At 67.6% G+C, this 21,775-nt stretch carries 23 protein-coding genes and 1 pseudogene; 14 read left to right on the plus strand and 10 right to left on the minus strand.

Going from position 1 to position 21,775, the window contains the following annotated elements; translation table 11 throughout:
* The first annotated feature begins 39 nt into the window (after nucleotides 1–39).
* Nucleotides 40–345, plus strand: a complete 306-nt coding sequence (locus ACWGI6_RS02545) for a hypothetical protein (protein WP_453265790.1) — start codon at nucleotides 40–42, stop codon at nucleotides 343–345.
* Between the two features lie 39 nt (nucleotides 346–384).
* Nucleotides 385–801 (plus strand): hypothetical protein, encoded by a 417-nt coding sequence (locus tag ACWGI6_RS02550; RefSeq protein ID WP_453265791.1) that lies wholly within the window; start codon nucleotides 385–387, stop codon nucleotides 799–801.
* Nucleotides 802–1,932: 1,131 nt separating this feature from the next.
* Here ACWGI6_RS02550 and ACWGI6_RS02555 read toward each other — a convergent pair.
* The gene (locus ACWGI6_RS02555; RefSeq protein WP_453265792.1) at nucleotides 1,933–2,631 is read right to left on the minus strand and encodes a hypothetical protein; all 699 of its coding nucleotides are present in this window, start codon (nucleotides 2,629–2,631) and stop codon (nucleotides 1,933–1,935) included.
* Nucleotides 2,632–2,659: 28 nt separating this feature from the next.
* Between ACWGI6_RS02555 and ACWGI6_RS02560 the strand changes: the two genes are divergently transcribed.
* The 3 genes from ACWGI6_RS02560 to ACWGI6_RS02570 all read left to right on the plus strand — a co-directional run bounded on the left by ACWGI6_RS02560 (nucleotide 2,660) and on the right by ACWGI6_RS02570 (nucleotide 5,203).
* The gene (locus tag ACWGI6_RS02560; protein ID WP_453265793.1) at nucleotides 2,660–3,091 is read left to right on the plus strand and encodes a replication initiator; all 432 of its coding nucleotides are present in this window, start codon (nucleotides 2,660–2,662) and stop codon (nucleotides 3,089–3,091) included.
* 424 nt (nucleotides 3,092–3,515) lie between these two features.
* Nucleotides 3,516–3,812, plus strand: a complete 297-nt coding sequence (locus ACWGI6_RS02565; protein ID WP_453265794.1) for a WXG100 family type VII secretion target — start codon at nucleotides 3,516–3,518, stop codon at nucleotides 3,810–3,812.
* Nucleotides 3,813–3,877: 65 nt separating this feature from the next.
* Nucleotides 3,878–5,203 carry a WXG100-like domain-containing protein gene (locus tag ACWGI6_RS02570; RefSeq protein WP_453265795.1) on the plus strand — a complete coding sequence of 442 codons (1,326 nt, stop codon included), beginning with the start codon at nucleotides 3,878–3,880 and terminating at the stop codon, nucleotides 5,201–5,203.
* 713 nt (nucleotides 5,204–5,916) lie between these two features.
* On the opposite strand, the pseudogene ACWGI6_RS02575 reads toward ACWGI6_RS02570, so the two are convergent.
* From ACWGI6_RS02575 to ACWGI6_RS02585, 3 genes and pseudogenes are all read right to left on the minus strand, one after another.
* Nucleotides 5,917–6,120 (minus strand): annotated as a pseudogene (locus tag ACWGI6_RS02575) (DUF4291 family protein); the annotation flags it as partial.
* A gap of 208 nt (nucleotides 6,121–6,328) precedes the next feature.
* Nucleotides 6,329–6,874, minus strand: a complete 546-nt coding sequence (locus ACWGI6_RS02580) for a nucleoside deaminase (protein WP_453265796.1) — start codon at nucleotides 6,872–6,874, stop codon at nucleotides 6,329–6,331.
* A 70-nt stretch (nucleotides 6,875–6,944) separates the two neighbouring features.
* Complete coding sequence (locus tag ACWGI6_RS02585; RefSeq protein ID WP_453265797.1) at nucleotides 6,945–7,370, minus strand: PLD nuclease N-terminal domain-containing protein; 426 nt, start codon at nucleotides 7,368–7,370, stop codon at nucleotides 6,945–6,947.
* A gap of 88 nt (nucleotides 7,371–7,458) precedes the next feature.
* On the opposite strand from ACWGI6_RS02585, the gene ACWGI6_RS02590 reads away from it, so the two are divergent.
* Together ACWGI6_RS02590 and mqnP are read left to right on the plus strand one after the other, a co-directional pair.
* Nucleotides 7,459–8,919 (plus strand): menaquinone biosynthesis decarboxylase, encoded by a 1,461-nt coding sequence (locus ACWGI6_RS02590; protein ID WP_453265798.1) that lies wholly within the window; start codon nucleotides 7,459–7,461, stop codon nucleotides 8,917–8,919.
* Nucleotides 8,916–9,818: a menaquinone biosynthesis prenyltransferase MqnP gene (mqnP, locus tag ACWGI6_RS02595; RefSeq protein WP_453265799.1), complete on the plus strand. Its 903-nt coding sequence runs from the start codon at nucleotides 8,916–8,918 to the stop codon at nucleotides 9,816–9,818. The genes ACWGI6_RS02590 and mqnP overlap by 4 nt, the downstream gene beginning before the upstream one ends.
* Before the next feature lie 489 nt (nucleotides 9,819–10,307).
* Here the strand turns inward: mqnP and ACWGI6_RS02600 are convergent, their stop codons facing one another.
* Both ACWGI6_RS02600 and ACWGI6_RS02605 read right to left on the minus strand, forming a co-directional pair.
* Nucleotides 10,308–10,943, minus strand: coding sequence for a DUF4870 domain-containing protein (locus ACWGI6_RS02600; protein ID WP_453265800.1), 636 nt, complete (start codon nucleotides 10,941–10,943; stop codon nucleotides 10,308–10,310).
* A 94-nt stretch (nucleotides 10,944–11,037) separates the two neighbouring features.
* A complete protein-coding gene (locus tag ACWGI6_RS02605; RefSeq protein ID WP_453265801.1) occupies nucleotides 11,038–11,631 on the minus strand; it encodes a rhomboid family intramembrane serine protease in 594 nt (197 codons plus the stop codon).
* Nucleotides 11,632–11,747: 116 nt separating this feature from the next.
* On the opposite strand from ACWGI6_RS02605, the gene ACWGI6_RS02610 reads away from it, so the two are divergent.
* Nucleotides 11,748–12,476, plus strand: a complete 729-nt coding sequence (locus ACWGI6_RS02610) for a UbiX family flavin prenyltransferase (RefSeq protein ID WP_393906462.1) — start codon at nucleotides 11,748–11,750, stop codon at nucleotides 12,474–12,476.
* Here the strand turns inward: ACWGI6_RS02610 and ACWGI6_RS02615 are convergent.
* On the minus strand, nucleotides 12,473–12,607 hold the full coding sequence (locus tag ACWGI6_RS02615) for a hypothetical protein (protein ID WP_393906461.1): 135 nt from the start codon (nucleotides 12,605–12,607) through the stop codon (nucleotides 12,473–12,475). The genes ACWGI6_RS02610 and ACWGI6_RS02615 overlap by 4 nt on opposite strands.
* 117 nt (nucleotides 12,608–12,724) lie before the next feature.
* Here ACWGI6_RS02615 and ACWGI6_RS02620 point away from each other — a divergent pair, with 117 nt between their 5' ends.
* From ACWGI6_RS02620 to ACWGI6_RS02640, 5 genes are all read left to right on the plus strand, one after another.
* Nucleotides 12,725–13,183 carry an Lrp/AsnC family transcriptional regulator gene (locus ACWGI6_RS02620; RefSeq protein ID WP_393906460.1) on the plus strand — a complete coding sequence of 153 codons (459 nt, stop codon included), beginning with the start codon at nucleotides 12,725–12,727 and terminating at the stop codon, nucleotides 13,181–13,183.
* 155 nt (nucleotides 13,184–13,338) lie between these two features.
* Nucleotides 13,339–14,502 (plus strand): aminofutalosine synthase MqnE, encoded by a 1,164-nt coding sequence (gene mqnE / locus ACWGI6_RS02625; protein ID WP_393906530.1) that lies wholly within the window; start codon nucleotides 13,339–13,341, stop codon nucleotides 14,500–14,502.
* A gap of 44 nt (nucleotides 14,503–14,546) precedes the next feature.
* The gene (locus ACWGI6_RS02630) at nucleotides 14,547–15,071 is read left to right on the plus strand and encodes an N-acetyltransferase family protein (RefSeq protein WP_453265802.1); all 525 of its coding nucleotides are present in this window, start codon (nucleotides 14,547–14,549) and stop codon (nucleotides 15,069–15,071) included.
* Between the two features lie 164 nt (nucleotides 15,072–15,235).
* Entirely contained in the window at nucleotides 15,236–15,526 is a 291-nt protein-coding gene (locus ACWGI6_RS02635) for a DUF4229 domain-containing protein (protein ID WP_453265803.1), read from the plus strand.
* Between the two features lie 431 nt (nucleotides 15,527–15,957).
* A complete protein-coding gene (locus ACWGI6_RS02640) occupies nucleotides 15,958–17,313 on the plus strand; it encodes a dicarboxylate/amino acid:cation symporter (RefSeq protein ID WP_453265804.1) in 1,356 nt (451 codons plus the stop codon).
* A 299-nt stretch (nucleotides 17,314–17,612) separates the two neighbouring features.
* On the opposite strand, the gene ACWGI6_RS02645 is transcribed toward ACWGI6_RS02640, so the two are convergent.
* Together ACWGI6_RS02645 and ACWGI6_RS02650 are read right to left on the minus strand one after the other, a co-directional pair.
* Nucleotides 17,613–17,930: a hypothetical protein gene (locus ACWGI6_RS02645; RefSeq protein WP_453265805.1), complete on the minus strand. Its 318-nt coding sequence runs from the start codon at nucleotides 17,928–17,930 to the stop codon at nucleotides 17,613–17,615.
* A gap of 498 nt (nucleotides 17,931–18,428) precedes the next feature.
* On the minus strand, nucleotides 18,429–19,319 hold the full coding sequence (locus ACWGI6_RS02650; protein ID WP_453265806.1) for an alpha/beta fold hydrolase: 891 nt from the start codon (nucleotides 19,317–19,319) through the stop codon (nucleotides 18,429–18,431).
* 165 nt (nucleotides 19,320–19,484) lie between these two features.
* On the opposite strand from ACWGI6_RS02650, the gene ACWGI6_RS02655 reads away from it, so the two are divergent.
* Nucleotides 19,485–20,189, plus strand: coding sequence for a TetR/AcrR family transcriptional regulator (locus ACWGI6_RS02655; protein WP_453265807.1), 705 nt, complete (start codon nucleotides 19,485–19,487; stop codon nucleotides 20,187–20,189).
* A gap of 25 nt (nucleotides 20,190–20,214) precedes the next feature.
* Here the strand turns inward: ACWGI6_RS02655 and ACWGI6_RS02660 are convergent, their stop codons facing one another.
* A complete protein-coding gene (locus ACWGI6_RS02660) occupies nucleotides 20,215–21,261 on the minus strand; it encodes a MaoC family dehydratase (protein ID WP_453265808.1) in 1,047 nt (348 codons plus the stop codon).
* Nucleotides 21,262–21,775: the final 514 nt, after the last annotated feature.

The raw sequence follows: 21,775 nt of genomic DNA on the forward strand, positions 1-21,775 counted from the left end.
CAGTGTTCAGCCAGCCTGCGGGGAAAGGGACTTGAGAGAATGGACGGCATCGGGGACGACGGATTCGACGGTGAGGACCTGGACCCTGACGCGGTCCTGTGGGTACGCGGGGTGGACTACCTGGCCGGCTGGCGAGACGCGATGCAGGCGGCGGCAGAGCTGGGCGACGCGCTGGTGGCAGCAGGAGTGGACACTGCGGGAATCAAGCTGCGCGCTGCTGCGGTCTCGGATGGCTCGGGAGTCGTACGACTGGACACGGCCCGGAGACGGCCCAGGGCCTCATCCCGTCGTGAGGTGCCACCACCGACCACCAGCTCCTCGACCACTGAGGATCACCTCTCGTGACCGCTGAGGGCGAGACGCACTGGACCTAGGCTCTCGATCATGCGCATCAACCAGATCGAACCCTGGCTCCATGAGCATGGTGCGGAGGTGCAGCCCGTGCTTCTGTCCACTCGGTTCAATGCGTATCTCAGCACACTCCTGTGGGCAGGCAGCGGCATCGACTGGCGAAGCCTGCCGCATCGCTCGCTGAGACTGGACGATGTCTCGGACGAAGGCGTAGTGAACTGGGCTCGTCAGACACCCGTCGCTCGGCACAGCCACTCGCTGATCATCGACTCCGCCTCCGAGCCAGGCGTGGTGTGCCGGTTCGAGGACGCCATACGGGACTTCGAGCTGCTGTCGAACCGCCCCGAGCTCTACATCTGCGGCGTCGATCTCGTAGAGGGCGAGGTGCAGCCGGCCTTCGACCGCTTCATCGAGCGACGTTCCTTTATGACCCTCCACGCTCGAATCTGAGATTAGCTGCGGCAGAGCTCGGCGGGTTGATCCCTGCTTTGTAATCCTGACGTGGGCTCCGCAGTGCATCTGCTGCCGGACATACCTGTGGGGCCGCCGGAGCAAGGAACCCGCAAGGCTCGTACGCGACTGCACCCGTCTGCGCCCGTTGCCGTCAGGTATTGCCGCCACCTCGATGCTCGATCCCCTGACGTCCAGCCGCGGAACGGGCAAGATTGGGCAACCGCATGCGTAACGGTCGTCCGGTCGCCGGAAGAGCAGCGGAGCCAAAGGGGGCACACAGTGGGGCAGCACGACGCGGGGGACGCCCGCGATAGGTGGGCTGAAGAGGCCTACTCGGTACTAGCCGATGTTGCACGTACCTATCGCGCAGTCATCACGTACAAGAAGCTGGGAGAGGAGATCCAAAAAAGGTCAGGCATCCACACCCAGGCACTGCTCCACAACTGGATTGGCTCTGTCCTCGGCAGGGTGGTCCGCGAAGCACACCGACGAGGCGATCCGCCACTGACCGCGTTGGTCGTACACAGCGACGACGGCATGGTGGGCGTTGGCTACAAGGAAGTTCTAGAGACCGCAGGGCAGCCGCCCGTGCACGATGTGCAGGAGCGCGAACAGCACGCTGCCGAAGCACGACTAAGCTGCTACCAGCGATTCGGTGCAGATCTCCCTCCGGGCGGAGGGGTTCCTGCTCTTGCTCCTAGATACCAGGCAGCCATCGAACGCCGACAGGCCCGAGCTGCTGAGCCGCCCCCCGTCTGCATCGGGTGCTTCGTTCAGCTTCCGACGACAGGCGTCTGCGACTCTTGCGACTAAGAGCCACCGAACAGCCAAGCTGTGCGAAGGGAACGGCTTTCAAGACCGTTGAACTTTCCGGCACAACACCTACTCCGAGCTGCGGCGGAGCCAGCAGTACACCTGCCTCGGGGATGGACCTTGGCCACAGGTTGGCCGCGCCTCAGGCAGCCCCCATCGGGTAGGCGCACAAGCGGCGGCGAGTCTCAGCTGGTGAGCCCCGCATTAGGAGTTCGATCTGGGCACCGACGCGGATGGATGGCACTCGGCTGCCATCGTCACGCATAGCCGCTCAACGGTGCCGCTGTCCGTCGACGTTGATGTCAGTTGCTGATGTCAGTGCGTACCTGATTCCGGGGGAGTTATAGCTCCCGCACTAAGCCCGAGACTGCAATCTTTTCGAGGGTTAGCCGGGAGCTCTCGGCACATCAATATTTGAAAATGAAGATACGCGGTAGTAAAGCTTGCATCCCTTTCTGTTCCTTTCAGTGAGTCAACAACACTCTTGCCCGGTGCCGGCAATTCCATCACTGTCGACATTTCCCAAGCCATCTTGGCCGATTCATCGCTTCCATATACGAAAACTTTGGTGTATGCATTCTGGTACTCGCGCCAATTGTCCTTCCACTTGGTGAGATCGGGGCAACCCTTGCGGACTCGGCAAGCCTTACGGATTCTGCGATCCTCCAGTGTGAATTTGTTCGCCGAGTCGAGCAATTTGGCGTAAATTACTGCGCGCCTTTCCCTCACCTCCTTATCCTTCTCCCCCTTGGCTTGTTTGCTTTGTAACTCGAATTGTGCGACGGTCTGCTGCTGGGTCGATACGTAGGAGGTTGCGCCCCCGATGAGAGCACCAACTAGCGCCCCCACGGTTGCTATCAGGGCGGCGCGTAGGTCTCCCGTCCTGTTTTCTCGGGTGGTTTGACTGCTCTCCTCTGGGGCGCTCCCATTCTCCTCCGGTTCAGTAGCATTCGTGGGATCGCCCTGCTGATTCTCGCCGGGGTCGTTCCCTACTCGTTCCGTCAATTCATCCAAAACGTTCCTCGCTTCGTGAGGGCGCTTTATGGCCTCGTTGGTTGTTATGTATCACCCGGTCACCGGCCCGTCCGGCATCACGACGGCTCAAGTCTCGGCGCACGTACCGGCCCTCATGCGTACCTGCTGGCAGCTCGGCGGCCTACCGGAGTTGGCGCCACTGCGCTTGCGCGCCTGTACTCACACCCTTGGCTACCGGGGCCACATCCTCACCAAGTCCCGCATCTACTCCACGACGTACACGGCGCTCCGCGCTGAACGGGCCGAACACGAACGGACTGCGCATGGTTTCGTCGACGACTCCGGCACGCTCACTGATTCCCAGTGGCGTTACGTGGGGTCCGGCCATACCTCTGGCGCTGCCTTCATCGCCGCTGGGATCGCCGAGGATCACGCCCGCAACCGGGAGATCTGTCATGGAGAACGCGGCCGATGGGTGGTGACCGATGACCACGTATGACCGTGAGTCAGAGAGGGTCCGGCACCTGGACCGTGTTTGCAGGAAGTTCAACACCAAGATCAGCCCAGCAGCGACGAGGCGACTTGCCCGGCTTCTGGAGCGTCAGCGCGGAGGCAAGGCCGAGTGAGACAGCAAGAGGGGCCCTATGCGGGCCCAGGCTTCGGCATGAGGTCGCTATGGGCGGGCTCGTCCGGTCTGCGGCTCTAGCCCGCTCTGCGGGGATATGAAGCAGACATGGCCCCATGGGACTTAGATTCGTTCAACCTGCAAGTGAAATCTCCAATTTTTTGGTCAAGTGACCTTAAATACTTTCTCGGTGACGCGTCAATCTCCGATAAGCCTGAGGGGTATACAAGGATATAGAGATCATTTCACCCTCAATTGGCTGGCATACTCCCTTGAGTAGATGATCAAGGGGGGAAAGATGGCGGATCAGTTGACCGTCCATTTCGAGTCGCTGACCGAGGCTAGTGAAGAGCTGGAGAGCATAGCTAGCGCACTGCAAGGGCATCTCTCTGAGCTAGATGATGCAGTTCGCCAGGTGATGGAGAGCTGGTCAGGCGACGCGCGAGATAAATTCCACCTCCAGTACAAACAATGGAGCGACGCTTCCAAGGGGCTGCACCGTTCTCTCCGGGCCTTGCAGAAAACCGTACATACGGCGCATGGAAATTATTCCGCTGCCCGGTCGGCTAACCTGCGAATGTGGGGTGGGCGATGAGTGGGCGCTTTGGTCGTGGTAGCAACCCAATCAACCTGCACCCTGACGACCTGCATAGTGTGGCCTTGAAATTTGCTAAGGGGCAAGATCGCATCATCGCGATCGGGGAAAAGCTCCAAAGTGGGCTGGATGGCGCTGGCGGAATGGCCGGCAATGATGACTACGGTCACAAGTTCGCCAAGAAGTACGACCCAGCCGCCAAGGCCTTGTTTCTCACCATTGGTGGCGCTGTGCGCGCAATTGGGCAAGCTTCAACGGCTCTGGTTCAAACTGCAAACAATTACATGAAGGCTGACCATCACTCCAATCCTCATGCGGGCAAGGGTGGTGGGCCGGAGCGATACTCGCCGCCGCCGGTGTTTACAGATGTCAGCCTTTCACACCCTGACTCCGCTCTGGGGGCAGGCGACAGTTCCATGCCTGACGTCCTTGCCAAGTACTGGCCGAATGGTCACCAGGACAAACTCCACGCGGCCGCGCATGCCTACAGAAGCGCAGCCAGCGCGATCGATGATCTTGGCAACGGCCTTCACCAGCAGGTCCGTTCGCTCACTGACAGCAGTTCGGACGACTCCATCGAGGCGATGGCTGAGTTCTGGGGAAAGATCTGGCGTGGTGGCAAGGGTGCCGGTAAGGCGCCGCTCTCGGCCGCGAAACATGCCTGCGAACAACTAGCCAACGCATGCGAGAAGTTCGCCCAAGCTATCGACACTGCCCACAGCGAAACCGAGCACAAGCTCGCTGAAGCAGGCATCGCCATCACCCTGACGACGATCGTGGGTGTCATCCTCACACCCTTTACAGGCGGCGGCTCGGACGCCGCAGCAGCTGCGCTGGACAGCGCGGAAGCCGCGGCCATTCTTGGCGACGTCGCAGTCGTCCTGGACGAGTCCATAGCCACCATCGGGACTGAGGTCATATCAGACCTCGAAATTTACCTTCAGTCTGCGGCCGACAGTGTCCCCGAGATTGAGGCCGTAGATGCCGACAGCACCGAAGTTGGCAATATCCTGGAACGCGAGCTGGCTGATACCGAAGCACGGGAACCGGCTGGCGTGGGCGGACGCGGTGGTCATGGTGGTGGCAAGCCCCCTACTGGCGGTCACCCACCAGAAGATCCGGCGCCTGGCGACGGCGGCATGGACGGCCGTGACATCCATGGGGCCGGTCGTGTTGGCGAACGGGGGGTCGATGTGGACCATGTTTGGCAGGAGGGAGAGCTGTACATTCAAGATGACGGCCAGATGGTGAAGATTCTGGACAATGGAAATGGCACGTTTGATGTCGTGGTGCGTGACGCGGCCAATCCCTCTGGTGGCCCCACTACAGTTCTCAAGAATGCCACACAGAGATACGTCGACAACAAGATATCGAAGGGGATTTGGGAATGAGCGCAGTGGATGACAAGGCACCGTTGAACGTCTCAAAGCGACTGCGGTGTTGCATCTGTGGCCAAGGAACAGAAACAGCCGACGACTACGTATTTATGACGCTAACCACAGACGAGACAAGTGCCCAGCAGGGGCTAGGCGGTCATGCTGAGTGCCTGAATCGAGTGCTTGCGCCCGGATTTAGCGTAGAGGTGCATCTCATGTAGTTACCGGGCAGCGATGAGATAGAGCGCGATGTTCGCGACGAATCGGTACTCGCCGGAGGCCTCGTCAGCCAGGAAGGCGCGGCAGTGGGCACGGTCTTCCAGCGTGATCATGGGAGGTGGACACTCACATGATCACTGGGGCCGTGCCTGCTTCATATCTCCGTAGAGTGGGCCAGAGTCGTAGACCGGAGGACCCCGCCTATAGCGACTCCATGTCGAAGCCCTGAATGCGGGCCCCTCCTCGTCTGACCTGGTCAGAGCCAGATCGGATTCTGCTCCATGTCGATCCTGCCGTAGTCGAATTGGCGCCCCTTCTTCGTCGCCGCTTTGATCTTCACGGCGGCGAACAGAAACCGCATGACCGCGTTCATACGTTGGAAGTTCTCGTCCTCCTCCAGTGCTTTCCAGTTCTCACGAGCCTTCGGGCCCACAAGGCCGTCCAAGACTTCCAGGGACCTGGCTTTGTTGGTCCTTGGCGTCTGGCGTCATGGAAAGAGACTATGAACGCGGCTTGATCCATGTCATCCGCTCCCGCTTCCACGCCGCCGGGAACCGCCCGTCCCGCGCGGCCGGAACGCCCAGCGCGGGGGAGTAGGCCTGGTAGACGGTGACGGTCTTTTCGGTGTGCAGGGCGCGGATGCGACGGGCCGGCTCGGCGGGGGATATGGGGGTGTCGGCGGCCTGTACGGGGGCGTCGGGGCTGGTGCTCATGGGTGGTCATCCTGGCGGAGGGCGGGGCTGCGGGCCAGCGAATTGCGGGGCTGGGGAACGGCGTCCGGCAGATGGCCGACCGGCATGCCCCGGACCCGGACCCGGCCCTGCCCCGTCTGCCGTCGGGCGCCGTTCTGTTGGTTCCCCACATCGGCCGTGGAGGCGCCGCTGATGTTGCCCGGGACCTGTAGTGCCGACCGCGGACCGGTTACTCGACCCCGATGTCCTCGTGCCAAAGCTCCGGCCGTGCCCCGATGAAGTCGCGCATCATTGCCGCGCAGTCGGGGTCGTCCAGCAGCACGATGCGGACGCCGTGCCGGGCCAGCCAGTCGTGGCCGCCGTGGAAGGTGCGGGCCTCGCCGATCACCACGCGGGAGATGCCGAACTGGCGGACCAGGCCGCTGCAGTACCAGCAGGGGGAGAGGGTGGTGACCATCGTCGTGCCGCGGTAGCCGCGTTGGCGGCCGGCCGCGCGGAAGGCCGCGGTTTCGGCGTGCATGGTGGGGTCGTCGTCCTGGACGCGGCGGTTGTGGCCGCGGCCGAGCAGGGTGCCGTCCGGTCCGTAGAGCGCCGCGCCGATCGGGATGCCGCCCTCGGCGAGACCGGTGCGGGCCTCGGTGAGCGCCGTTGCCAGCATGGCGCGGGCCTGCTCCTGCAGATGACCGGGGTGGCCGGTCGGGTCGCTGTGGCCGTCGACGCTGCCGTGCAGCCGGAACTCGTCGCGGTCCTGACCCCAGTCCTGCGTACGGTCCATACGCTCACCGTACGCCTGGCGGCCGGGCCGCGGCGCGTCGGCGCTGAGGTGCGGACAAGGGGCGGAAGCCCTACCCCTGGGCAGGCGGCGGCGTGTCCTCGGGGCCGCCGTCCGCCGCACCGCGGCCCTTGCGCCGCAGCTCCTCCTCGCGGCGGCGCAGGTCGGCCTCCCAGTCCTTGAGCAGCGCCTCGTCCTTCTTGCTCTCGTCCTTGAGGGACCTGAGGAACTCGGGGTTGTCGTCGGGCGCCACGAACTTCGTACGGTGGTTGCGGTGCCACTCCGAGGGCGTGGAGCCGCCGCCCGTCGCCGGCCCTCGGTGCTTGCCCGCCACCAGCCAGGCGACCGGGCCGACCAGCACCTCACCGAAGAGCAGGATGATGATCACCCAGATCACCTTGGGCAGTCCGCGCACCTGTGATTCGGGAGTGTTCAGACAGTCGATGAACGCATAGATCCACAGTGCCAGCACCAGTAGGAACGGCAGATACCTGAGCATTGCGGAACGGTCCCCCTGCACGCGACGGCGGGCCCTCGCCGGGGCCCGGTGACCCGTCCAGGGTAGTGCGTACCCGATACTGGAAGGCATGGCTTACGACGATCTTCGCTCGTTCCTGCGCGCACTGGAGCGGGAAGGCGACCTCAAGCGCATCAAGGCCGAGGTCGACCCGTATCTGGAAGTCGGCGAGATCGTGGACCGGGTGCAGAAGTCCGGTGGCCCGGCGCTGCTCTTCGAGAACGTCAAGGGCTCGGCGATGCCGCTGGCCATGAACGTCTACGGCACCGACCGCCGGCTGCTCAAGGCGCTGGGCCTGAAGGCGTACGAGGACATCAGCGGCAAGATCGGCGGCCTGCTCAAGCCGGAGCTGCCGCAGGGCTTCGTCGGCGTACGCGAGGCGTTCGGGAAGCTCGCGGGCATGACGCATGTGCCGCCGAAGAAGGTGAAGGGGGAGAGCGCGCCCGTCCAGGAGGTCGTCCTCAAGGGCGACCAGGTCGATCTCGACCGGCTCCCGGCGCTGTTCACCTGGCCCGAGGACGGCGGCTCCTTCTTCAACCTGGGCCTGACGCACACCAAGCACCCCGAGGCCGGCGTGCGCAACCTGGGCCTGTACCGCCTGCAGCGCCACGACAAGCGCACCATCGGCATGCACTGGCAGATCCACAAGGACAGCCGCAACCACTACCAGGTCGCCGCCAAGCGCGGGGAGAAGCTGCCGGTCGCCATCGCCTTCGGCTGCCCGCCGGCCGTGACGTACGCCTCGACCGCCCCGCTGCCCGGTGACATCGACGAGTACCTCTTCGCGGGCTTCCTCCAGGGCAAGCGGATCGAGATGGTCGACTGCAAGACCGTGCCGCTGCAGGTCCCGGCGCATGCCGAGGTCGTCATCGAGGGCTGGCTGGAGCCCGGCGAGATGCTGCCCGAGGGCCCGTTCGGCGACCACACCGGCTTCTACACGCCGCAGGAGCCGTTCCCGGCGCTGACCATCGACTGCGTGACGATGCGTAAGCGGCCGCTGCTCCAGTCGATCGTCGTGGGGCGGCCGCCGACGGAGGACGGGCCGCTGGGCCGGGCGACGGAGCGGTTCTTCCTGCCGCTCCTCAAAATCATCGTCCCGGACATCGTCGACTACCACCTGCCGGAATCCGGCGGCTTCCACAACTGCGCAATCGTCTCGATCGACAAGAAGTACCCCAAGCACGCACAGAAGGTCATGCACGCCATCTGGGGCGCGCACATGATGTCGCTGACCAAGCTGATCGTGGTCGTGGACGCGGACTGCGATGTGCACAACCTCCATGAGGTCTCCTGGCGGGCGCTCGGCAACACCGACTACGCCCGCGACCTCACCGTCGTCGAAGGTCCCGTCGACCATCTCGACCACGCCTCCTACCAGCAGTTCTGGGGCGGCAAGGCGGGGATCGACGCGACGGAGAAGTGGCCCGAGGAGGGCTACACGCGCGACGGCGGCTGGCCCCACATGGTCGAGTCCGACCCGCGGACGGCGGCGATGGTCGACCGCCGCTGGAAGGAGTACGGACTCTCATGAGCAGCGCATCCGCAGCGGTCCCGCAGCCGGGCCGCACCAAGGCCTTTCTGCGCCTCGTGATGATCGAGCACTCGGTCTTCGCGCTGCCCTTCGCCTACATCGCGTCCCTGACCGCGATGTACGAATGGGACCAGCGCGTCCACTGGGGCCGGCTGCTCCTCGTCACCCTCGCCATGGTCGGCCTGCGCACGTTCGCCATGGCCGCGAACCGGATCATCGACCGCGAGATCGACGCCCGTAACCCGCGCACCGCGCACCGGGAACTGGTCACCGGCGCGGTGTCGGTGAAGTCGGCGTGGACAGGCGCCCTGATCGCGCTCGTCGTGTTCCTGGGCGCGGCGGCGCTGCTGAACTCCCTGTGCCTGGCGCTGGCACCGCTCGCGGTGGTGCCGATGGTGGTCTATCCGTACGGCAAGCGGTTCACGAACTTCCCGCAGGCGATCCTCGGCCTCGCCCAGGCGATGGGCCCGATCGGCGCCTGGCTCGCGATCACCGGGTCCTGGTCCTGGGAGGCGCTGATCCTCGGCCTCGCGGTCGGCATCTGGATCGGCGGCTTCGACCTGATCTACGCCTGCCAGGACGTGGAGACGGACCGCGAGGTCGGCGTGCTGTCGGTCCCGGCCCGCTTCGGCATCCCGGCCGCGATCCGGGGGGCGCGTGGCTGTCACCTCGTCACGACGGGGCTCTTCGTCTGGTACGGGCTGGCGACCGGCGCGGGCGCGTTCTTCTGGCTGGGCCTGGTGATCGTGGCGGCGGCCTTCCTGTACGAGCACACGATCGTCAAGCCGCACGACCTGACCCGGCTGAACCGGGCGTTCTTCCAGGTCAACGGTTTCATCGGGATCGCGCTCTTCGTCTGCGCGCTGCTGGATCTGCTGGTGCGCGGGCTGACGGTGTGACGGTCCGTCGGCCGTGGTGGTGGTGGTGTGACGGGCGGCCGGCCGAGCTGGTGGTGTGACGGGCGGCCGGTGTGAACGGTCCGTCAGGCGGGCGGGCGGACGGTCCGTCGGCCGGGCCGGAGGTGTGACGGGCGGCCGATGTGACGACGTGTCGGCCGGCCCGGCCGGTCCGGCCGGCGGTGTGACGGCTTCCTCTCCCGGCCGGTGTGACGGCCTGTCGCCCGGACCTGCGGTCGGTCTCGGCCGGCGGGACGGCTTCACGGCTCCATGCCGCCACGGCCTCCAGCTCCACGGCTCCCTGCCCGCACAGTGCCATGCCCCACGGCCCACGGCCCACGGCCCCACGTCCGCACGGCTCCATGTCCCCACGGCCTTTGCCCGACGACGACTCCATGCCCCCACGCCCCATGCCCCCACGCCCCATGCTCCCGCGCGGGTCCTCTTCTGCTTGCAACGATTACGGAGAGTAATCGGTTCCTGGCGGTTCGCTCAGCCCTTGCTCAGCGGCCAGGCGATCAGCCGCGGATAGGTCCACAGTTCGCCGCGGGTCGCCTTCACTGTGCCGATGATCGCGCAGACCACGCCGGACAGGGCGTAGCTGCCGAAGATGCCGATCACGGTCAGTAGCGGGACCGCCAGGCCGGAGCTGTTGCGCTGGGCGTCCGTCGTGGCGGCCGCGGCGAAGATGAAGGCGCTGGCGATGTACAGCACCACGCCGAGGGCCGCCATGAGGGCCTGGGTGATGCCGAAGTTCACTGCCTGGGTGGCGTGGTGACGGATGTACGGGTCGTGTTTGTGGCGGTCGTTGCTGCGCAGGGACAGCGGGAAGATCCAGCCGAGGAAGGCGCCGAGGCCGCAGCACATCATCGTGCCCGCGGTCATGGTCAGCAGTGCGCCGAGGTGGGCCCACATCGCGGGGCCCGTCGGGGGTGCGGGCGGCGGAGTGCCGTAACCGGAGCCTGGCTGCTGGGCGCGGGGGTAGCCGTAGCCGCCGGGTGCGCCGCCGGGCCGGGCCTGCTGAGGGGACCCGTACGGCGGCGGCGTCCCGTAAGGCGGCGGTGTCCCGTAAGGCTGCTGTGGCCCCCCGGCCGGCGGGCCGTAACCGGGCTGGTAGTAGTCGGACATGGTCTGCTCACCCCGTATGTACTGACTGTGCCCGGCGCCGCGCGCGCTCGTTGCGAGGAAGTGCGCGCCCCCGTGGCTCCCGTTCGTGCCGAGGCTACGTGACGGGTCGGACACCGGCCCCGGTCAGGTCGCCATGGGGGCGCTCCCGGAAGACGAAGGCCGCCAGTACCCCGCCGATCAGCCCGAACAGATGCCCCTGCCAGCTGATCCCGCTGTCGGTCGGCAGCGCGCCCCACAGGATCGAGCCGTAGAGCGCGCCGATGACCAGGCCGATGCCGATGTCCAGGAGGCTGCGTTCGATGAAGCCGCGCACCAGCAGATAGCCGAAGAGGCCGAAGACGACACCGGAGGCGCCCGCGGTGTTGCTGTCGGGTGCGGCGGTGAACCATACGCCCAGCCCGCTGGCGAGGATGATCAGCAGGACGACCGCGAGCAGCCGGCGCACCCCGCTGCGCAGCGCGGCGACGAAGCCGAGCACCAGCAACGGCAGGGTGTTCGCGGCGAGATGGGCGAAGCCGAAGTGCAGGAAGGCGGCGGGCACCACATCGAGCAGCTCGGCGGGCTCGCGCGGCTGGATGCCGAAGGTGTCCAGGGTGCCGCCGGTGGCGATGTCGACGCCCTCCAGCAGCCAGAGCAGCGCGACCCAGCCCAGCATCAGGCAGATCGCGGGCTTCGCGCGTGATGTCATCTCCGGCCGTCCCTTCTCGTCCCCCGGTGGGGCGGCCCTCGGCGGGGCTGCGCGAGGGGCGCACAGGTAAGAACGGCCGTGACGGGGTCCGTGGTTCCGCCGGATAGGCTCGATGCGTGGAGCCGCCGCACAACGACACCAGCAAGCAGGACCCCGGCCGACGCCGTCCGTGGGTCGTGGGGATCTCCGGCGCGTCCGGGACGCCGTATGCCGCGTCCGTATTGCGCGGGCTGCTCGCCGCCGGGGAGGCGGTGGATCTCATCGTGAGCCGGGCGTCGCGGCTGACCCTGCTGGACGAGACCGGCATTGCGTTCCGGGATGCTCATTGGCGCGCCGACCTGCGGGAATGGCTGGCGCGCGGAGCCGATGGCAAGCCGTCGACGTTTCCGGTGACGGAGGCGGATCTGGCGGATGTGCGGTACTGGCCGGCCGGGGATCTGGCGGCCGGGCCCTCGTCGGGCTCGTATCCGGTGCAGGGGATGCTGATCGTCCCGGCGAGCACGGCGTGTGTGGCCGGGGTGGCGCTCGGGCTGTCGAAGGATCTGCTGCAGCGGGTGGCGAGCGTGACGCTCAAGGAGCGGCGCCGGCTGGTGGTCACGGTGCGCGAGACCCCGTTGAACGGTCCGACGCTGAAGCATCTGGTGACGCTGGACGAGGCGGGCGCCGTGGTGCTGCCCGCCTCACCGGCGTTCTATGCGGGGGCGACGCATATCCAGGATCTGGTGGACTTCGTCGCCGGCCGGGTGCTCGATGCGGCCGGGGTGCCGCACGGGCTGTACCGGCGTTGGGAGGGGGAGTTGCGGGGCGGCTCCAAGGATGCGGAGGAGGCCCCGGACGCTCGCTAGTGCTTCTTGGCTGCGGCGGTGCGGCCGAAGAGGCGGCGGGTCCGCGGTGCCGCGGCCCGGTGGGCACGTGAACGATTGGCCTGGTCCTGCAGCTCGCGCATGCGGGCGTAGGCCATCTCGATCGAGTACACGGTGACAGCTCCTGTGAGATCGTCTTTGATCGAAAGATTCGCAGGGTCGAAACCCTGTATGCCTTAGATTCTACATGCAGAACCCGAAAATGCGTAAAGATTGGAAGGCTTGAGGGCATGGACGCGGTGGATAGGCAGCTCATCCAGGCACTTCGCGAGAACGGCCGGGCCTCGTATGCGGAGCTCGGCCGGCTCGTCGGCCTCTCCGGGCCCAGCGTCACGGACCGGATCAACCGCCTCGAAGCGGCCGGTGTGATCACCGGTTACCGCGCGACGGTCGACGCCGCCTCGCTCGGTCTCGGCGTCACCGCACTGGTCGGCATCTCGCTGTCGGACGCGGCCGACCACGAGGACGTCGCGCGCCGGCTGCGCGACCTCGAAGAGATCGAGGACTGCTGGTTCATCGCCGGCGACGACTCGTACATGCTCAAGGTGCGGGTGGGCGACGTGGACGGCCTGGAGCGCACCATCCGGCGGCTGTCCGGCACCCGAGGCGTCTCCCGTACGCGCACCACGATCGTGCTCTCCACCAAGTGGGAGAACCGCGTCGGCGAACTGCCCGAACAGGCCGAGTAGGCCACCGGGCACCTGCGGCACGCGGGAGCGGACGGGCGCGCCAAGGGGGCCCCGTCCGCCTCTACCACGGGGGAGTACGCTCGACGAAGCCCGTTTCCGGCACCGAAACGGCACCGATACGGCAGAGACTGGGAGGCGACCGGATGGCTGCGTCGATGGATGTGGGCCTCAAGCGTGAGCTGGAGGCGAAGGTCCACGCCGGGGAGCGGCTGACCCGCGAGGACGGCATCGCCCTCTACGAGTCCGACGACCTGGCATGGCTGGGCGGTCTCGCCCATGAGGTGCGCACGCGCAAGAACGGCGACGTCGTCCACTTCAACGTCAACCGTCACCTCAACATGACGAATGTGTGCACCGCGTCGTGCGCCTACTGCTCCTTCCAGCGCAAGCCGGGCGAGAAGGACGCGTACACGATGCGCATCGAGGAGGCCGTCCGCCTCGCCAAGGCGATGGAGGGCGACAACCTCACCGAGCTGCACATCGTCAACGGGCTGCACCCGACCCTGCCGTGGCGCTACTACCCGCGCTCCCTCAAGGCCCTCAAGGAAGCCCTCCCGGAGGTCTCCCTGAAGGCCTTCACCGCCACCGAGATCCACCACTTCGAGACCATCTCGGGCCTTTCCGCCTCCGAGATCCTCGACGAGCTGATCGACGCCGGCCTGGAGTCGCTGACCGGCGGCGGCGCCGAGATCTTCGACTGGGAGGTCCGGCAGCACATCGTCGACCACCGCACCCACTGGGAGGACTGGTCGCGGATCCACCGCCTCGCCCACGAGAAGGGCCTCAAGACCCCCTCGACGATGCTGTACGGGCACATCGAGGAGCCGCGCCACCGCGTCGACCACGTCCTGCGGCTGCGTGAGCTCCAGGACGAGACCGGCGGCTTCCAGGTCTTCATCCCGCTGCGCTACCAGCACGACTTCGTGGACATGCAGGACGGCAAGGTCCGCAACAAGCTCCAGGCCCGCACGACGATGGCGACCGGCGCCGAGGCCCTGAAGACCTTCGCGGTCTCCCGTCTCCTCTTCGACAACGTCCCGCACATCAAGTGCTTCTGGGTCATGCACGGCCTGCAGACCACCCAGCTCGCCCTGCAGCACGGCGCGGACGACATGGACGGCTCGGTCGTCGAGTACAAGATCACGCACGACGCGGACAACTACGGCACGCCCAACAAGATGACCCGCGAGGACCTGCTCGACCTGATCCGCGACGCCGGCTTCCGCCCCGTCGAGCGCAACACCCGCTACGAGGCCATCCGCGAGTACCCGGGCCCCGACGCTGAGCGCCGCGAATCCCCCCAGCCGATGCGCGTCTGACCTGCTCGGGGGCGCTGTCGGCGGCGAGAGTTAGGGTCCGGGTCATGAACGTGCATTTTGACCTGGACCCTTCCGTCACCCCTGAACTCCGTGACGGGATATGCGCGTTGTGGGCCGATGTCTCCAACGCCGGTGGGGCGGTCGGCTTCCTCCCGCCGGTGTCGCCGGAGGAGATCCGCCCGGATCTGCTCACGCATCTGACGGCCATGGCCGAGGGCCGCAGCCGCCTGATGGTCGGCCGTGACGCGGACGGCCGGGTCCTGGCCACGGCGTTCCTGACCTTCAACGGCCACCGTCTGATGACGCACTGGCTGTGGGTCTACACGGTCATGGTCCACCCCTCCCTCCAGGGCAAGGGCGCCGGCCGCCGGCTGATGGCCGCGGTCGCCGAGGCCGCCCGCGGCTTCGACGGCGTCACCGCCCTGCGCCTCACCTGCCGCGGCGGCACGGGTGTGCACCGCTTCTACGAGGCCTGCGGCTACAAGGAGGTCGGCCGCGTCCCCGGCGCGATCAAGCTGGCCGACGACGACTTCCGCGATGACGTCACGATGTGGCTGGAGCTGGGCTGACCGGCAGGCCGACGGGCCGGGGACGACGGGCCGGGGACGACGGGCGCGGGCCGGGTCGGCCGGTCAGGGGCGGATCCGCGGCGGGGGCCGCGAAGATCGCCCGAAGCGCTGTGCTTGACTGGATGCAGACCCTTTAGGTTGCCGTTGAGGAGAAGGTCCCATCCGTGAGTAGCCACAACTTCGCCACGCTCCGCTACACCACCCTTCGCATCGGCCTCTTCGTTGCCTCGCTCGCCGTGGTGTGGGCGCTGGCGTACGTCCACGTCATCCCGCTCGCCGTCGGCGCCTCCAACGCCGTCTGGATGCTGCTGCTCGCCATCGTGATCTCCGCGCCGCTCAGCTTCGTGCTGCTGCGCAAGCAGCGGGACGCGATGTCCGAGCAGATCGTCGCCAAGGTCGACCGGCAGCGGGAGCGCCTCGCGGCCAACGCCGGCCAGGAGGACGGGCCGCTGTAAAGGCCTGGACCTTTATGTAAGACGCCTCACACCCGCTTCGTCACGACAGGCGCCCGGCGCCATGGACTCCGCTCCATGGCCGGGCGCCTGTCGTGTTGTTGACGGGTGGTCCGGTGCGCGGACCCCTCGGAAACTCAAAGATTTTCTTTGGGTTCCTCAAAGTTCAAGTGTTAACGTACTTGGCATGAAGACAGCAGCCGCGCCCCCGTCCCCCATGAGCACTCCGCTCGTGGCGCGCCTGCACGTCGATCTCTGCCGCTGTATGTCCGCGGCCTGTTGCCGCCGCTGACCTCTCTCCTCAGCGGCCGGAGATCTTCTCCCTCACCCTCCGGGCGGGAGAGGCCCCCCTTCGCGTCTGCTCCGCAGCCGCTCTCCTTCCTGGCGCTTCTTTCCGCCGCCCCGACGTCTCACCTGTCCCCGGAGTGTGTCCGTTGTCCACGTCTGCCGAGACCGCCGAGTCCTCACCGGCTCCCCAGCCCCCCAAGTCCTCCCGCATACCCAAGGTCCCGTTCTGGGTGCAGATCCTGACCGGCCTCGCCCTGGGCGTGCTGCTCGGCTGGATCGCCAAGAGCGGTGACATCGGCTGGCTCACCACCACGCTGCAGCACATCGGCGACCTCTTCGTCCAGCTGCTGAAGCTCGCCGTGGCCCCGCTGGTCTTCTTCGCGATCCTGGTGTCGATCACCAATCTGCGGCAGGTCAACAACGCCGCCCGGCTCGCCAGCCGCACCCTGCTGTGGTTCATGGCCACCTCGCTGATCGCCGTCGCGATCGGCCTGGCGATCGGCCTGCTCACCAACCCGGGCGCGGGCACCGGCCTGACCCCCAAGGACGGCAAGCTCCCCGACCACGCGGGCTCCTGGATCGACTTCCTGACCGGCATCGTCCCCACCGACCTCATCACGCCGTTCACCGAGCTCAACGTCCTGCAGATCGTCTTCATGGCGGCCGTGGCCGGTATCGCGGCCCTCCAGCTCGGCGAGAAGGCCGAGCCCGTCCTCGCGATCAGCCGCTCGGTCCTCGAACTGCTCCAGAAGGCCCTGTGGTGGGTCATCCGCCTCGCCCCGATCGGCACCGTCGGCCTCATCGGCAACGCCATCGCGACGTACGGCTGGAACCTGATCGGCAAGTACGCGACCTTCACCGTCGACATCTATGTCGGCTGCGCCCTGGTGCTGTTCGGCGTCTACCCGCTGCTGCTGTCGACCGTCGCCAAGGTCAACCCGCTGCAGTTCTTCCGCGGCGCCTGGCCCGCCATCCAGCTGGCCTTCGTCTCCCGCTCGTCGGTCGGCACCATGCCGGTCACCCAGCAGGTCACCGAGCGTCTCGGCGTGCCGCGCGAGTACGCCTCCTTCGCGGTGCCGTTCGGCTCGACGACCAAGATGGACGGCTGCGCCTCGATCTACCCGGCGATCGCCGCGATCTTCATCGCCCAGATCTTCGACGTCCACCTCGGCATCGGCGACTACCTCCTGATCGCCTTCGTCTCCGTCATCGGCTCCGCCGCCACCGCCGGACTGACCGGCGCGACGGTGATGCTGACGCTGACCCTCTCCACGCTGGGCCTGCCCCTGGAGGGCGTCGGTCTGCTGATGGCCATCGACCCGATCCTGGACATGATGCGTACGGCCACCAACGTGGCCGGCCAGTCGGTCATCCCGATCCTGGTGTCCGCCAAGGAGAAGATCCTGGACCGCGACGCCTACAACGGCGCCACGAGCATCAGCCTGGGCGCGGCCACTGCTGACGACGCGGAGGAGAAGGTCCCCGGGGCGGCTGCTGCCTAACGCGAGCTACGCCCACGGATGAGCCCCGACCTTCGGCACAAGGTCGGGGCTTTCCCATGCGACCCGCGGGGGCGTGATCGGTGAGTCAACCGTGCCCGCTCGACGGTGATGTCCTCTACGGTGCGAGGGATCAACGGTGGGGCGGCTTGTGCCGGTCGATGCCACGGTGCACCATCAGCGGCGTTTCTGACGGGAGGACCAGCTAGGCGCTCCGCGCGCTGGTCGGGCCCACGCGGCTGAGCCGCATACGGACAGTGCCCTCGCGCCCCGTACGGAGCGCGAGGGCACTGGTCAGGTGGTCAGCACTTCGGCATGTGGACCACGGACTCGAAGTGCTGCGCTTCCGCCCAGATCGGACTCGGGCCCGCGTCAGCGATCTTGTACCACCCGGTCGTGGACAGGCAGATGACCGGGGCGCTCTCGCCCTTCCGTATGCCACTGCCCGCCTTCGGGGAATGGGTGGTGGCCTCCTTGTAGGTCTGGGCATGCTCGTGGGCGTGCACCCAGATCTTCCCCTGCGCCTGGGCCTGGTCGGCCGCGTGGGCCACCGGCGACAGCACCGCCGCCAGCGCGAACCCCGCGCCGGCCACTGCCGCGCTCCGCGCGAACTTCCTCATGGTCATACTCCTTGAAGGTCCAAAGGTCATCGGTGGGGTCACAGGTGGTTGTTCGCGGGCCGGATGTCCCCCCGGGCACCGTGATCACCTGCGCCCTCCACTCTGTTGCGCCGCCGGATCTTGGGACATCGACCACCGGAATGATCAAGGATCCTTCGGAGGGCGTAGATCGCCGAGATCGTCTCCTCCGTAAGGCCTAGCTAGGTGTGCTGCTTGAGGTGACCGCACGGTGCAGTCGTCTGCGTGGGTGGCGACTCTGTGCGGTCGTGGTCGTGCCCGGCGTTCATGGGTTGGTCGCCATGGCGTGCGCTGGTTGATCGCGCGCGATCAGGGGAGTTGGTTCGGGCATGGCGGTTTGACGCTGCTCAGGGTTCGGAAGTGGGGTTCGCGTCGGTGGGGCACCTCTGTGCCCCGGGTCCGGCAGGCGTCGGCCGGGTCCCGGGAGCGGCCCGCGCTGTGAGCAATTCCGGTGCTGTTGCTGCTCTCCCCCTCCTCCCCTCAGCCTTCTTCCCGGCCCTTCGTCGCTCCCGTATGGCGCAGGACCGCCGTGGCGAGCGGTTCCAGTACGGCGGGCGGCAGCGCATGCCCCATCCCCGGGATCTCGACGATGGACGCGCCGCGGACGCACTGCGCGAGGTGTTGGGGGTGCGGCGGCGGGAAGACCGGCTCGGCCGGCGCGCTGACCACGAGCGCCGGCACCTCGTTCTTGGCGAGCCGGTCCGTGCGGAGCATCCCGTCGTGCTCCGCACGGCCGTGCGCGGTGCTCGTCCGGTAGTGCCCCGTGTGCTCGATGACGCGCTGTTCAAGAGCACGGAAAGAGTCGGTGTCGAAGGGAAGTTGGTCACCGGCGAGTACCCGCCAGTGTTCGATCCGGCGCTGTACCTCGGCCGCCGCACCGTGATCCTCGACCGGGCGGGACCACAGCTCCAGGACCTCGGGCGCGATCCCCGGCAGCTCGTCCACCGGGACCGTGCGGCCGTCGGGGCGGGTGTACGGGGTGCTGCTGAGGGCGCTGGTACCGATGAGGGTGGCGCTGAGCAGTCGGTCGGGGTGGTCGGCGAGCACCATCTGGGCCAGCATGCCGCCCAATGACATGCCGACGATATGAGCCCGGTCGACACCCAGCCCGTCCAGGACCGCGATCACGTCATCGGCGAGATCGGCGATCCGGTACGGCTGCTCGTCGAAAGGCCAGGTCGAGCGGCCGGTGTCGCGGTGGTCGTAGCGGATGACCCGGTGGTGCGCGGCCAGCGCGTCGACCAGTGGTTCCGGCCAGCCGACGCCGCTCGCCTGGGCACCCATGATCAGCAGCAAGGGGACCGCATCGGCGGCACCGCGCTGCTCCGTCCACAGGCGGATGCCGGGGGCGGCTTCGGTGAACTGCTGCACGGTGCTGTCCTCCAGGGGGAGTGGGGCACAGCCATCCCTTCGATGACGTGACGAGACGTATCGTCTCGCCATGCGCGCGAACGTGTCAAGGGAGGGAGGGCGGAGGGGAAGCGAAGATCGTAAACTTACTTTGCAGTAAAGGGGCGGGATGGAGGGACATTCAGGGTGGGAGCTGTGAAGAGCAAGCGGGTGCCGCGTGCTGTCCGGGAGCGGCAGATGCTGGACGCCGCGGTGCTGACGTTCGCACGGCGTGGTTATGCAACGGCCTCGATGGATGAGATCGCCGAGGCGGCCGGGGTCTCCAAGCCGCTGGTCTATCTCTACCTGCATTCGAAGGAAGACCTGTTCAGCACGGTGATCCGGCGGGAGTCGGAGGCGCTGGTGGCGGCCGTGACGGCCGCCGTGGAGCCCGGGGGGACGGCCGACCGGCAGCTGTGGAGCGGTCTGAAGGGGTTCTTCGCGCACACCGCCGAGCATCCGGACGGCTGGGCCGTACTCCATCAGCAGGCACGGACGCACGGTGAGCCGTTCGCGCGCGAAGCGGCCGCGATGCGGGCGGAGATCGTCGCATTCGTCACGGAGTTGATCGGTGCAGCCGCAAAGGAAGCGGGCTGCGTCGGCGAACTGGCCGAACGGGAGGTCGCCGGGCTCTCCCATGCCCTGGTCGGTGCGGCCGAGTCCCTCGCCGAGTGGGCCAACGTCCGTACGGACGAGGGGGCTTCGGGTGAGCGCGAACATCCGTCGGCGAAGGACACGGCGGCCACGATGATGAACTTCGTCTGGGCGGGCCTCGGCCGGCTGATGGGTGGCGAACGCTGGGCGCCCGGCGGACTCGACGGCCAGGAGGGCCCGTCCGGCGTCAGGGGGTGAAGCGGACCGGCGGACGGCCGGTGGATCAGGGCCGTGGCGGGATGTCCGTCGTCAGATTTCCGCAGACGTGGAGCCGGGGCCGTGCGGTGCCGGCCGGTGTGCCCCGGAGCGTGAAGGTGGCGCCGGTGCCGTCCACCGCGTCCTGCTGGGTGTAGGTCACGGTGGTGGGCAGCAGGGCCGGGGCGCGGAAGGCGGCGGTGATGCGTACGGGGGCGGCGCCGGGGGGCAGGGCTTCGGCGGTGCAGCGGGCGAATGTCCACATGCCGTGGGCGAGGGCGCGCGGGAAGCCGTGCGGGCGGGCGGTGAGCGGGTGGAGGTGGATCGGGTTGTAGTCGCCGGACACCGCGGCATGGCGACGGCCGAGGCCGGCGGGCAGCTGCCACACGGCGCGGCGGAGGGGCGACCCGTCCTCCGGGGACGGCGCATCGTCGGGTGGCGGGGTGCCGGCGTACAGCGGATCGTCGTCCGGCGGCGGTGCGTGGGCCGGTGGCGGCGGGTCGTCCGGCGGTGGCGTCGGCGCTCGCTCCGCGCCGTCCGGCAGCGGCGTGCCCGCCTCCGCCCCTCCCGGCCCCCGGTGCCGCGCGAGATAGCTGCTCCGGTCCGTCCACACCAGCCGCCCCGCGCGCCTGGCCTCGGTCACCATCACGACTTCCGTGCCACGGCGATGGGCCCGCAACTCCGCCGCAAATACCGTGAGTTCGAGCCGGTCGTCGAGGTGAAGCGGCGCATACTGCTCGATCTCGATCGCGGTGTGAACGAGCCCGAGCAGCGGCAGCGGAAAGGCGCGCGCGCTCATCAGCCGGGCGGCGAGCGGGAAGCCGAGTATGTGCGGGTAGGTGACCGGCAGCGGGCCGGTGTCCGGGAAGCCGCAGACCCGTGCGTACGCGGCGGCCCTGGCCGGATCGATCCGCGCGACGGGCAGGACGAGCCGGGTGGCCGGCAGGGCGGCGTCCGGATGCGGATGCTTGCCGATCCCGGTCAGCACCCCTTTGCCCAGTACGGGCATCAGCCGGGGCGCCCGGCGCAGGCGCACGGTCGCCGTGGGGGCGCCTGCCGTGGGGGCGTCGCTCATCTCAGGCCCCGGCGGGCTCGGGCAGCGGCGTGGGCCGCGGCAGACCGGGACGGCGGGGGAGGAGACGGACGAAGAGGCCGACGGCGGGGCGGCCGGGCCCGGAATTGCTGCGACGAAGGGAGTGATCGGGCATTGGCCAACTCCTGGTCCTGGCGTAGTTTTACTTCGAAGTAAGGTTACTGTTCGGTCAGGAGCTGGGTCGAGGATGTGTTCCACGGATTCCCCTGCCTGGGGCGAGCCGTCCGCCACCGGTCGCCCTCGCCGCCCCCGTGCTGCCGTAACTCACCCGGCTCCGGCGGGTGTTCGGCCCCAGCGACGCCGACGCCACGATGACGGCCGGTAGTTCGACGCTACCGAGAGGCCGGATCGGGCTTCGTCTGCCGCTGCCCGGTGGGGGCCGGCTCCTCATCCCTGCGTGCCGTCGCCCGCCTTCCGGGGCCCGGGGCCGCGCGGGGTCCGCCGTCGCCGCGGGCTGCGGAGATGACGCACCGGCAGCCTTCCCCACCAACCCTCC

The sequence above is a fragment of the Streptomyces sp. NPDC054786 genome (assembly GCF_053611685.1).